Below are 13503 nucleotides of genomic sequence, written 5' to 3'. Positions count from 1 at the left end.
TTCCATCTGATCGATGATGCTTTTTGGCAACACATGGCGATCAGCCTTCTGCGGCAAACCTCTCTGAAGGAGAGAGATGACGAGTGTCCTTGCTAATTACAAACGTAGGTTACGTCTGATCTCGAGGATGGGAAAAACCTTCCAGATTGCGCGGAATGTGGACACGTAGTTGGAGAGAACATGGTAAGTCGTATCGGATTGATTGGTGCCAGTTGCCGGGCAATGGCCGCATCTCTCGTCCGTAGCGGGGTTTCGGTTGCGGCCGCGGATCTGTTTGCGGACTATGATCTGCAGCAAATCGGTGAAGCCAGGGCACTGAAAAGCTATCCCTGGTCGGCCCCGCGGTGGCTGCGCGAAACTGACATGGATGCCTGGTGCTACACCGGAGGAATGGAGAACTATCCGCGGCTGATCCAGCGGATGGCTGGCGAAAAGCGTTTGCTGGGAAATTCAGCGACAACGCTTCGACTGGTTCGCGATCCGTTTTTGCTGGCGGACCTGGCGAAGGCAAATGGCTTTGCGTTTCCCGAAACGCATCGCGTTTACGATCCGGCATTCGATCCGATTCATCCGCAACTGAGCGACCAGTGGCTGCTCAAACCCTTCAAATCGGCAGGTGGTTTAAACATGGAAATGGTAAGTGTGCTGCCTGCACTGCCCCACCGATTCTATGTTCAGCGAAGGATGCTGGGCGTGCCGATGTCGGCGGTAGTTTTATCAATGCGAGATGAAAGTTGGATCGTGGGGACAAGTCGACTCTTGGTAGGAACTGACTATGGTGCACCGGGGCCGTTTGTCTTTGCTGGGGCAATCTCAACGTATCCGCCGAATTTTGAGGCTATCGAGCCTATCGCTCATGCGATTTACCATGAATTTGGGATGAAGGGGCTTTGGGGGTTCGACTATCTTGAGGCTGACGAGCCAGTTCTTTTAGAAGTAAACCCTCGCTGGACGGCGACAATGCCTCTGCACGAACGAATGCGCGACGATGGGTTGATGAAGCATCACCTTCAGGCTTGCTTAAACCAGGAGGTTGATCTTCTGCCGCAGTATGCTGTGGGGGTGAGCGGCATGCGCATCATCTATGCGAAACGGAGCCTGCGAGTCACCGAAGAGATGGTGGAACGCATGGATGATGCGTTTGCATTTCGTAATCCCTATTCGCTGCTTGCGCCTCGAATTGGTGACATCCCAAATCCAGGGACCATCATTGAGCAGGGTCATCCCGTCTGCACGCTGTATGCCGATGGCAATGGAGAATCGCTGGTGGAAGAAGCCCTTGTGGCAAGTGAAACGCAACTAGACGCAATCATCTATGCCGAGGGTTCATCTTCAGGCGGCGGTTGATTCTGAGCTAACTCTTCAGGGGTCGGCTTCCAGTTCTTACCAGCAAGGGTTGGCTCGTAATCGGAGTGACCGGCAAGTTGGGCAATCGCTTTCACCGCGGCAACGATCATGGCTTGGTCCGATTGAAACTCGCTCGGGTAGATAAGTTTGCCCACGGTAATGGAAACATGGGCACTCATGAAGAAGGGGCTGGTAACCGTTTTGTGATAGGGAGCCCCCTCGATGTACACCGGCAGAATGGGGACGTTGGCTTTGCGAGCTAACAGAGCGGCACCAGGGCGAACGGGCATCATGAACTGGTCTGAGGTATTGATTCGACCTTCTGGTAGCACGCCCACCCATTTTCCCTCGTGGAGAAGCTTCACCGCCTCGCGGACTGACACATTATCGATTCCCCCGCGTCGTGTCGGGATGGCACCTGTTTCGTGAAGGAACCAGCCAAAGAACCAGTTGCCAAAGAATTCGCGGGCAACAAACCAGCGGACACGGCGTTTGGCGGCCAAATGGATAAAGAATGGGTCGACGCTGCTGCGATGATTAGCAATGATCACCGCACCTTGATCTTGCGAGAGCGGAAGTTCGTTGGGGGCCTTAGTTCGCCAAAGAAATCGCAATAAGATAAAAGCCGTGCGATCTAATAGAAATTGGACTATGGTGTATTCTGTACGGCGAGCAAAAAGCCAAAGGACAGTAATCCCCACCAGAAAGGTGGATGCTGCCAGGCCGAGTACCAACAAAACGTTCAATTCTTGATCGGGATTAGGGGGTACAAAGTGCAAATTGGAATTGTAAGCGACACGCATGGGCACAGCCGTTTTGCCCAGTCGGCCGCGTACATGTTGGAAACGTTCTCAGTAGAGCACGTTTTACATTGTGGTGATATCGGGAGTACGGGCGTTGTCGAGATTTTCTCGAAGTGGCCGACACACTACGTCTATGGCAACACGGATGATAGCCGCACTGTGCTGGAAGAAGAGATTAAAGCATGCGGCGGCAAGTATTACGGTCAGGTTGCCGATATCGAGCTTGCTGGTCGTCGGATTGGTATGACCCATGGCGACGATCCGGCACTGTTGATGCGAATGATCCGCAGTGAAGAGTATGACCTGGTTTGCTCAGGCCATACCCACCAGGTAAATGTTCGCCAGGTGGGGCACACGCTGGTTATTAACCCCGGAGCACTCTTTCGGGCTGTCCGACACACGATCGCCATCGTCGATCTCATGACAATGCATCACGAGATCATTGAAGTTTAGCTGGCCAGACGGGCAATTCGATTGACAGGAGTGTAACCACCGGACTCAAGCTGCTTGTACTGCATCAGGTAGGCGTCTTCGGTGGTATCTTCGTAGAAGTCACGCAGAAGCGAAATCGCTTTGAAATCGAGACTGCGGAAAAACTTCTGAGCTTCCAGGTTCGTTTCTCGAACTTCCAGCAGGATCTGTCGGCGTCGACGATGGGTCAACTTGGATACCAGCTTGCCAATCATCTGGCGACCAACGCCGGCGCGACGCATGGATGGGGCAACGGCCAAATTCAAGAGATGAAGCCGCGTGTTGAGAATCTCGTAAATCATGTATCCGGCGATGCGGTCTTCGTGTTCGGCAACCATGCCAATGCAGTTGCGTTCACGAAGGCATTTGACGAACTCTTCTTCGCTCCAGGCGTATTCAAAACTGAGGCTTTCAATATCGAGAACCTCTTGCATATCACGTCGAATCATCCAACGGATATGAACAGGTAGAGTTCGTTGACTAATTTGACTCATGCCGGACTCCTTCCGAAATAGCCAAAGCTGTATTTAGCCGAGAGCGTTTAATGCCAATCGTTTGGTTGCCTTTCGCATCGATCTCGGAAAGGCCTCCTCCTCACGACCGGCTCGGATTGTCTGTCTGAGGAAGCGGTAACCTATCAGAATTGGCGAAATGTGCCAAGCCGAAAGCAGGCCCGTTTGCGCGATGAAATGGTCACGTCGGACGCTAGCTGTTAAACCACGTAGAATAGTTCTTTTGTTGCGCTAACTTCGCCCCAAGAGGGCACTGGCTCGGAAGGGAAGCGAGGCCCAGACGACGATCCCAATCAGCAGTAAACCAATGAAATGGGGTGGCAGGAATAGCCACCAAAAGAGTCCTACCAGGACGCCACAGACCTGGGGATTGCGGCTCATCCAACCTCGTGCATGGTGAAACTTTTGAACCAGAAGCGGGGGTGTCGCCACGAGAAGCCCAATCGCCACCAAGGCAAGCAGGCTTGTCGCAATGGGTGGCCAGTAGGAATACGTGTGAGGTGACGTCTGGCGGATGGAAAGCGGGCCTGAAGGTGTTGAGAGTCGATAGTAACGAAAACGCTCACCCATTGTTGGAGCTGCCGCGTAATACGCATCCGAGGTTTGCCGCTTCAGAGGATCTGAAGAGACGGCCCACGATTCTACTTCGGTCGCATTGTCTCCTAGCAGTTTGGTGACGATGTCCAGCGTATTGTCGGGGGTCTCACCCTGTTGGCGGAGTACCTCTTGAAATTGAGAAACGGCCGTGAATGCCTGTTCCATTCGAAGACTGTCCCAACGTTGAATTTCGGCGGTTGAGAGCCCCGATTGTGTGTCGCGCGATGCATCTTTTAGCTGAAACGCCGAGGTGACCTGGTCGCGGCTCCAAGCCACTCGGTCGAGATGAGGTGCATTCTCAAGTGTCCATTGAGAAGGTAGAGAAATGCGAAGCAGTTCTTCGGCCTTGGTCGAAAAGTTTAGGGACGGACGTTCGAGCTCGTAATACAGTTGATCTTGGCTAGGTTCTAACTTCGACGAGAAAGCAATTTCCACTACCTGCGGGAGACTGTTTGACTTCAATGGGATGCGGACGATGCGATCGGTCTTATGTTCGATGTGGCGTTGATGATCGAAATCGACCGAGAGTCCGAGAACTTGGACCTCATTGGGGATCTTGAATTCGACAGCATTGTTGCCTTGGGGAAGAACGGAAATGCGTGTCAGGCCGATGGCTCTTCCGGTGGAATCAAGCTGAAGCGTCGTTTCCAGGCTGTTAACCACAGGGTTGCCGGTAGGATTGGCTCGCTGCATCATCTGGCAGACATAGTCTGGCCGCGTGGCATTAAGCAGTTGATGCGTTACTGGCGAGTTGGCGATTAGCCAACGATCAGACACAGTCGTTGGACGCAACGCTTGGGATAACCAGAGGACCTCCTGGTCGTCCACTTCACGAGGAACTGCGACCCATTGGCTCACGCGATGTTGGCCGATCAATCGGATTGGGGAAAACGAAACACGCCGTCCAGGCGTCGTTTTCAGAGTCCCCTGCCACTCGAAAGAAAACGAACTGGGCAGTGTCGATCGAGGGACGAACGTATAGACGTACGCAGATTCGTCCGGAAGAAGCCGCGATGTTACGTCGAATCCGTCGATTGAAGTTACATCCAACTCGATTTCCTTGGGCACTAACCATTGGAGATAGCCAACACTCCCACTGCGGATGTCGATCTTGCCAACCCATTTCAGCCGCCACTGGCTATCAAGTCGGTTGACGACCGTTAAAAGGTCACTGGATATCACCACGTTGTTGGGAAGTATCTGCCATTCGAGTGGGAGTGCCGGATCAACGACCTGCCACATTCCGACACTTACGCTTCGATCGTTGTTGGGCTCGGAGATTTCTTCCTGCACTGGAATCAGGTTCATGGTGCTAGGAGTGCGGACCAGCACCGAGTGATCACGAGTGATCTGGACACGGCTCGACTGGGTGTGAACTTCGCGAATCTTGATGGGGGCCATCTTCACGTCGCGCACTTGGGGAGAAAGCCATTTTCTTCCGTTTATGGCAAGTTCCTGGAGCCCACTGACGTCGGTCAACAGCAAGACGCCCAATTCTCCACTCTTCGAATCGTAGTGCCACTGGATCGGACGCAAGAGGCCATCGACCAGGTACTGGACCGATTCCACCTCGCAGCCAGGGATCATTTCGACGACGTACTGCTTGGGCTTGCCCGAGTAGGTTTCGATCTGGGCTTTGATGTCGAAATCATAGCCATCTTCGTCAAACTTCAGGCGATAGCGAAGATCTGCATTACCGCGAGTTGCGATGGGACGGGTCGAAATAAGCCAATCCAGCGGCTCCATGGTGCCAACGGCAACGGCAAAGCGAAACCGTGGTTCTTCTTCCTTCCATTCTCTTAGGAACTCTTCTTGCGACAGGATGCTGACTCGTGACTGGGCCTGGCTTTGCACCTGCAATTGACTCGTCGCGGCGACTGCCACCCACCGGCGTTGGAGCAATCCATTGATGACTTCGACATTGGGAAAACGAAGCTGCCCAACCTGCTGCGCACCTTCGAGCGAGAATCGGAGGTCGACTTGCTGAATAGGTGTATCGCCGTCGAGCAAATGAATGGCATAGGTACGCGTTGAGGCGGAAATGCTGGTCGACTTGACTTCCGCGGTCCAGCCCAGAGCTTGCTGCATATCGAGCGTCAGCCGCGAGTCGACGGCAATGAGGATCGGGCCGATCTCGGTGGGACGGTTCGTCAGATCCAGCCGGACACGAAGTTGAACATTCTCGTCGTTGAATTCAAGCAAATCCAACTCCCGAAACTCGAACGTTGATTGGAGTTCTGAAGACTTCCATTCCAAGTCGAAACCTGTCACAGTTCCCAGTGGGATGGTTTGCCGGATGCTCGAAGCCTCGACGGAGATTTCTCGATTATTGAAACGAATCAGTGGAGAGCCCAACTGCATGGAATCGGCGATGGTAACGGCCGTGCTGGCGAGCGAGGGAGTGTCAATGTGCAAGCTCGGAGGGGTACTCTCGCTTTGCTGCAGAGGGACGCGACTCTTAATCACGATCGTGTGGTGCCCCATCTCTTTGAGCGAAAGAACCAGTTCATTCGTGGTCGTTTCGAATGGATTGGGCAGGATGCTTCCCGTATCGGAGTTCATTCCAACTTGATCGACGGCCGTATCTAGGCCAGTCCCTAGCTTGGAATCGAACGGGAGTCGAATGGTCTGATTGGTCTTCGCTGTGACCAATTCGATATGGGTCGTTACGGTTATCTCAGGCGTCAACTCTAGCGAGTCGACGACGGAGAATTCATAACGCATTCCTTCAACGATCCAAAGCGGAATGATGTCCTCGGGTTGGTCCGACAAATCGCTCAAACGTTCGTAGAGCGGCAGGGGAAGATAGGCTTGTCCGACCGGCTTACGCTGGGAATCGATCGGAATAAGAACCGGATATACGGTGGTTTTCCGCACGGAATCCGCCATCGGTTCCTGCGCCATGGTGGGAGTCGCCCCTTGGTTCAGCCAGCAAAGCGTGAACGCCACGACCAAACTGGTCACGGTCACGGTCGATCCTGTGGGATATTTCCGATCGGCTATCGCCGGCGGAATGAGTAAGTAGGAGCCAATGCCCCCTAGTATCAGGCCCAGAAAATATGCCGATGTCAAAGGAGCGGTGACGTCTGGCAGCCAAGGGACAAAAAGGATCAGCACCAGCAGCAATACGCAGAAGACTCGCGGCATCTTCAGAAAGCCATAGGCACCGCCGAACAGGGCGACCATGAACAGCGTGAGGCTGGCCATTAACAAGGAAACGCGATGAACAACCCAAATCGATCCTGATGGAAGCGGCATGACGCTGTCGTTGAGATCTTGTGGCGGTTGGTCTCCGGAGATCAGATCGGCTTGAAATAGTCCGGACCAAAGCCCATTGCGAATTCGATCACCAAACGTAGACCAGCGCGGACTAGGGTATTCAACTCGCTGGACCAGGCTACCTAGCGCGAATTCTCGTTCGTCAGTCGAAGTTGGAAATGCGGCTGTGGCAAACTCCGGTGTAATGGAACGAATCAGAGAAATCGGGCCTGGATTAACTTGGTAGTGCATTTCGAGTTCGGCAGAAGACACGGCTTCCGGAACCTCGACCTCGATCGTTTGCCCACTTTGCTTCCAGAGCGTCCAGGGTTCTCCAGCCCACTGAATTAGATCGACCCGGGCTCCATTGGGTAAAGTGAATACGGCGGTGGATGAACGTTGACTAACGATCGTCCAAACCGAGTTCATCCGCTGTCGGCCGTTGTTTTCGACGCTGATGCAGTGGTTCGCTTGGGTCGAGAAAATATCTGGCAGCGGCTGCCCCCCTTGCCACTGGCAATTCACTAACTGCGAAATGTTTTCGGCCAGACGCCGGATCTCGTCGGGACGGTATTCAAGTCTTGTAACTTCTGACGAAGTACCGAAATCGGAATCGAGATAGATCTTACGGAGCAGTGCCGGATCCACCGTAAGGCGGCATGTCGCTGGCGTTGTCAGGGTCAGCACACCAGACTGAGACTCAGCAGAAGGAACCGCCAGCAAAAGAGGATCGGAAAACGGTGTGTCTTGTAATGGGAAGTTACCGCGCAAGATCAAAGGGAACGTGCTGTCCGATGGCGGTCGCAATTCGTAAATAAAATACGGATCACGCTGATTAGGGCCCTCGCCGGCCGAGGTCGTGATGGCTGTCCAGCGAATCGGGGCCAGATCGGGAGTAGTCCAGGTGACATCCTGTGACCAGGGTTGCGTCGACCAGACGAAAATGGTCTCAGGCAACAGGCCAATGCCGCTCAAACGGATCGAAGCCTGACGGCGTGTGGACGATTCATTGGCTCGGATTTGCACTTCGATTTCAGCGTCGTAGGTTGCCCGCTTTCGCGTAACCCGGGTCACGTGTTGCAGATCGGATCGTCCGCGGATTTCAAACGCAGGGATTTGCCACTTCGTGCCGAACATACGCTGGATATCGACCGGAGCGTCCGCGATCAAATGGCGGGCAACCAGGCCTTCAGGTTCTAGTTGCAGATCGAATCCCGCAGCAGGCTTCACCGAAAGCCATTCGATGTGTCCAATGCCCGGCGGGAAATCGAAGGGGCGGAAGTCTGCGATTTTCAGGTTCCCAAAGTCATTTTCACGTGTACGACGCAAGCGGACCTGGAAATCGACCATCTCGGACACGTCTTCAATTCGCAGCAGACGCTGCCGATCGCGTGTCGTTTCTTCCCAGCGAACGGCCGTGCCTTCGGGGAATCGTTGAACCGACTCGACCTGCCAGCCTGGCGATAGAGGAAGCTCAAGGTGGTCGGTAGGGTTATCGCGCTCAAGTAAGTGAAGCACACTATCAGACTGAATCATCAGGTCGTTGACGGTAGCCTTATGTCCCATCGACATGCGCAGCTTGCTTTGTCGACGGAACAGTTGCAGGCCAATCTGAGCCGATTCGTCGAAGAGTCGAAACTTAAGGTTTGACCTGCCCAGCGAGTTGTGCGGGACGAATTCGACCTGTTGGGCGTTCTTGAGCGTGCAGAAGGAAAGGTTGATTCCTTCATCCAATTGCACCGCTACCACGTGCGATTCGGTGGGCTGTGAGGTGGTGCTGATGATCGGCAGGTCGATACGAGAATAATTCCCAATCGTAATCGGTGATAATCCTTGAACGGAAATGGCCGCCGTTTCTCCCATTGTAAAAACGGTGTGGGGGATGATCAGCGACTGATTTCCTTCCGCCGTATCGTGCAGGTCAAGGTTCTCCAAAACCAGCCCATTCACAGAAGCACGGGTCACGATCAGGTCTTTAGGGATCGAAAGATCCAGCGTGGCTTGCGGCGGAGACTGGAGGGAAACCTGGGTGTTGACCTCGCAAACATTATCTTGAACGTGATAGCGAGTTGACTGCGTCGCTACGGCGGCATCTGACTGAAAAAGTCGGTCACTTGAGAGTAGCGAAAACCGAAGCTTGCCTTGCCACTGCGGGCTGAGGTGCCAGGTGTTTGTTTCTTCACCGCTGGCATCCGAGATGTTCGGGCCGTCAAGCAAAATGCCTTCCTGAAGGACCATTTGCCATTGGGAAGGCAGTTCCAGGTAGAAATCAACTTTAGGGGCAAACGCCAGGCTCAAATCGACGGTCAACTCGTCGCTGCTTCTAGCGGTCGCTTGGTAGCTCCAATCGAGCGTGAACGAGGGTTGAATCTGTTTCAGGAAGATGCCAGTCCGCGAACCGTTGCCACCTACCCAAAGGGTCGGCATCGACGAAAGCCGCTGATGCTGATCGAAGTAGAACAGGTTCGAGTTCTTCAGCGAAATAAACCCGGAGGTTTCAGTTGGCGGTACTTCGACTTCAAATTCTGCTTCCCCCTGAAGCGTACGCCCATTGAGCGTAGCATGATAGGTAAGGCTGCTCACTGCCAGGTCTTCAGTGAGGTCGTTTTGACTTCGCGCAAACTCGGAAATCAGCTTTTCGAAATCGTTGAGCTGCATCTGGGGCGCGAATTCGAAGCCGGATCGAGGCCACTCTTGCGAACGATTCTCTGGCACGTAGACGCGTTGGAATTCGATGGTCTGGACGGCGTTCGTCTCTTGCGCAGCACACGGGGCATGGTAGGTATTTGTGATGACAAATGCCGCCAGGAAGATACCGAGCGTTTTACGAAGCCAATCGATCATCGAGATTGTCCGCTGGACTGAACCGCGGCAGGCATGGAAGTCGTGGAAACCGCCGAATTCCCGGCGACAGCAGACTGAGATGTCACTGGTACCGAAGCCTGACTATCGCTGGAAGATCTCGCGCGCACGGCGGACTTCACAGGGGCACGGTATGATGCGAGTCGATAGAGAACAATTCCAAAGATGGCCAACATGATACCGAGCGTGGACATCTCGCCAATCAGCACTGCGAAATCGGGATACGTAACGGCCACCCCAATCGCCACGATCGCGGCAACTCCGAACACCAGTACATGTCGAGACTGAGGCAGATAGAACAGGATGAGTAGCACAGCCAGGGCAAGCCCGGAAAACAGGAGCATCAGTGAACTCGTCTTGGCCGAAGACACGCGTACGTTCTCGACCGGTCCAATCGTACTGTACAAGGAACGATGCATCCCTTCGGGATAGACGGTCGAGATGTTGGTGTTTGCCAATGCCTCTAACTGTTTTTGCGTTAGACGAGCCGTGCGACGATACCGCCCACCGTTCCACGACCAATCCATTTCATCGGACATTCCCGACGCAGAAAGGATGAGCCAGTTTCCAGGTGAAACGATCTGCAGGTACGTGTATCCCCCTTCTCGTCCAGGCTGGCTGGTCCCCAAAACCGAGTTTTTGATCGTGGGAGAATTGATTATGAGGGACGATTTCATCCCCTCGCCAACCGGAAACTTGTACCAGACCTCTAATCGGTCTCTTCCCGTCTCACGGTGTTCAGGAATTTCGAGTTGGATTCGATCTTCGTCTGAGGTAAACGGCTGTTCGATTCCATTCCAATACACTTCCGGCTGTCGCGCGCCTTCGGGAAGTTGAATGGTTAAATGGGGAGCAAGCGTGCGAAGCGTGAACACAGCTCGATCTCGACGTTCGTCCGGGGTCAGTGCGACTTGAAGCCAATGGAAGTCGACGACGACACGATCATCGGTCTTCGGAGTCAAAAACGGAGCCGAGAACTGGACCTGGCTATATTGGTCGCCTGGCAGTTGCACGGTTTGTCCCTGCTGACTCATTGTGAACGAACGCCAGTCTTCTGTCTCGGAAAGGACGTCTACTTCCTGGGAAGACTCGAACGTCAGCTCTAATGGCTTGAAGTCGACATCAATTCCCTTTTCGATCAGGCTTGTCGATTCGAGCGTCATCAAATTCAATTGGTAATCGCTGCTACCCGGAGCAATCTCTTCCAGCGGCGAGTTGTACATCAACTTGATGCGATAGGGGGGCGCAAGATCAGAGAGCGAATAAACCATCGTCTGATTGTCACCCAGGCCGATACGCTGCCCCGCGACATCTTCGGTATTGATTACGGCCGTTGTTACCTCGAAGAAGTGAATGTTTTCAGGAAGTTTGAAAACGGCCTGTTCTGGTGAACTGTGAAATGGCTCAAGAGTGAACTCGTGGGTCACTGCCGCATGGTCAATGCCTTCGACCAATCGTACGGTTGCCGTAGAGCCCACAATCAAGCGAGGCACCACCGGTGTCAGGCGAAGGCCCAACAAAAGCGACTCTTGCGAAGGCGCTGCACGCAGGACAATCGTTCCTCGCTCGCCAGAGAGTTCCACTTCCTGGCTGCGACTGCGGTCGAGTTGGAAGCCTTCGCTTTTTTCTGACTGAAAGCGGATCTCGATGTCGTTATCTGGAATAGCCGTCACTGTTGCCGTCCCTAACGGTTCGGCGCGAGGAATGGGCCACGGCAGGCTGACTTCGGTAGGGTCTTCCCCTTGATGCTCTCGCTGGGCTTTGATGTTGACTTCGATGGTGCGGTAAGGAGCAACCGTCATGGCTTCGGCACCTGTCTCACCAGCTAGGGGAAGAATTAATTGGTTGGCGTCTCCCTCGCCGATTTGCCATTGCGCTGCACCCTGGGTGTCGACAGAGTCGATGCTCCAACCATTCAGGTCGATAACCAGGTCGTCGTTGTACGTACGTGGTAAGCGATAGGAAAGCTTACCGACAAGCTGCGAATTGAGCTTACCGACATGAAGTTCATAGTCTGTCTTAACTCGGGCGGTCGATTGGATGGGCAGCGTGTGTAAAACCAGCGCCGCCGGTTGCTGATCGTAAGAAAACGTAGCACGGTAGTTCATGCCATCGCTTCCTCGCGACGATTGCTCGCGCAAGACGCGTGGGGTATCCCAGGTCACGTGTACATTGCCGGCCGCGGTAAGGCTCAGACGGCCATCCTGGATATCACATCCTAAAACGTTGAACTGGCCGACCGTAAAACGCCGTTTGCCTCGTTCGCCGGGGACGGGATCGGTTTGTTTGGTGTTGATGGTCACAGAAACGGGGGCTTTGGTTGCTTCACTCAATTCCACCAGCAAGCGATTGCCAAACGCCTGACCTTGCCGCTCGAGCGGATGGATCTCGTATACGGCAGAAGGAGTCGCCGGGGGAATGAACTCGGCATCGTCGTCGATCTCGACGACGAACGAATCAAACGGAATGGTCGTGCTTTCGACTTGTAGTTTGGCAATCGTTGTGACGGTATCGTCCACGTCGACCGAAACAGCCAGTTCTCCCTTCACCTTCAGATTGACCGGCTGCTCCTCCATGGCCTGATCATCGAACCGCCAGCTTAAGCCCAGGCTTCCACCGGCGTATTCCAAGTGTTGCTGGCTGTGGTCGACTGGCGGTGGTTCGGTCGGATCCTTAACGACCATGCTCCCCTTGTGAGAGATGTTGGCACCCGATTGAGGCATGTCCAGCTTGACCACGCACTTGGTATCGACCGGCAGGTTGGTTTCTAGCGAAGTCTCATCTCCTCGCGTCGCGAGGGGCAGCAGCGCGGTCACGCGAAACGTGATCGTCTCTGCCGGCTGGGGAGAAAGAAGTCCGCTATCTGATTCCGGAACTTCGCACCACAAAGCATATCCGCCGCTGGTCGTACCGCTTTGAGGACGATCTGGTCGTACCGGCATGGATGGCGAGACTTCCACGCTCGATCGAATAATGGCGTTTTGTAAACCGATTGGAATCCGAATCCAGCCTGAAGCATGCGGGATGACTTCGTAGGTGACATGGATGAGGGCGTTAGGACCCTGGACTTGAATGTCTGCTGAGACGTTTTCTAAGGAATACTTGGGAAGGTCCTTGGGGTTTCGGTTCAGGTAAACATCTTTGTACCAGGCTCGGAACGATTCGGCCGGAAAATCAAGAACGCGTTCAAGAGGACCGCCTTCGGCAATCGCCCCATCTTTGATGGGCAGGTAGATGATTTCGGGTTCTCGTTCTTCGATTTTCGATCCGGTTGTACCTGCTTGGGCATGCAGCAGATGATTCGAACCGCTGAGTGCAACAAAAACCAGCGCGAATAGCGCGATGCCGACCCAGCGCGACCAGCAACAATAGCTGTGCCCCGGCAGTGCGGAACCATGTTCTCGGCACGCGGTGTTCATGGAGTCGGGAGATATCTGTGATAGGAGGAGTCTGAAAAGGAGCCCCCAACGAACATGGGGGAACGCCAAGCACCAGCAAGTTGCCGTGGAGAACGTGTCCTGAACTTGCATGGGGAGATCGCTTGTAGTGACCGCTGTTTCACGATTCCCACTGCCTGACGTAGTAATCTAAGTCTATTTAGCCATGACCGTACTTCCTGAAAGGTTAACGCCAATGGCTTGCGAAAACTGCGA

Annotated in this window: 6 protein-coding genes; 2 read left to right on the top strand and 4 right to left on the bottom strand. The window is 54.0% G+C overall.

The genetic code is table 11. The features are described 5' to 3' along the window. The first annotated feature begins 180 nt into the window (after positions 1-180). On the top strand, positions 181-1347 hold the full coding sequence (locus tag C5Y96_RS16810) for an ATP-grasp domain-containing protein (protein WP_105355669.1): 1167 nt from the start codon (positions 181-183) through the stop codon (positions 1345-1347). Here the strand turns inward: C5Y96_RS16810 and C5Y96_RS16805 are convergent. Further along, positions 1314-2150, bottom strand: coding sequence for a lysophospholipid acyltransferase family protein (locus C5Y96_RS16805; RefSeq protein ID WP_105355667.1), 837 nt, complete (start codon positions 2148-2150; stop codon positions 1314-1316). The genes C5Y96_RS16810 and C5Y96_RS16805 overlap by 34 nt on opposite strands. Here C5Y96_RS16805 and C5Y96_RS16800 point away from each other — a divergent pair. Beyond that, entirely contained in the window at positions 2121-2603 is a 483-nt protein-coding gene (locus C5Y96_RS16800) for a YfcE family phosphodiesterase (protein ID WP_105355804.1), read from the top strand. The genes C5Y96_RS16805 and C5Y96_RS16800 overlap by 30 nt on opposite strands. Here the strand turns inward: C5Y96_RS16800 and rimI are convergent. The 3 genes from rimI to C5Y96_RS16785 all read right to left on the bottom strand — a co-directional run bounded on the left by rimI (position 2600) and on the right by C5Y96_RS16785 (position 13269). Then, positions 2600-3115 (bottom strand): ribosomal protein S18-alanine N-acetyltransferase, encoded by a 516-nt coding sequence (gene rimI / locus C5Y96_RS16795; RefSeq protein WP_196782175.1) that lies wholly within the window; start codon positions 3113-3115, stop codon positions 2600-2602. The genes C5Y96_RS16800 and rimI overlap by 4 nt on opposite strands. A 249-nt stretch (positions 3116-3364) precedes the next feature. Further along, on the bottom strand, positions 3365-9832 hold the full coding sequence (locus C5Y96_RS16790; protein ID WP_105355662.1) for a hypothetical protein: 6468 nt from the start codon (positions 9830-9832) through the stop codon (positions 3365-3367). Continuing rightward, entirely contained in the window at positions 9829-13269 is a 3441-nt protein-coding gene (locus C5Y96_RS16785) for a hypothetical protein (protein ID WP_105355660.1), read from the bottom strand. Before C5Y96_RS16785 ends, C5Y96_RS16790 begins: the two co-directional genes overlap by 4 nt. Between the last annotated feature and the right edge of the window lie 234 nt (positions 13270-13503).

The organism is Blastopirellula marina, from assembly GCF_002967715.1.
Classification (GTDB): Bacteria; Planctomycetota; Planctomycetia; order Pirellulales; family Pirellulaceae; genus Bremerella; species Bremerella marina_B.
This window is presented reverse-complemented; position numbering and strand designations above follow the sequence as displayed.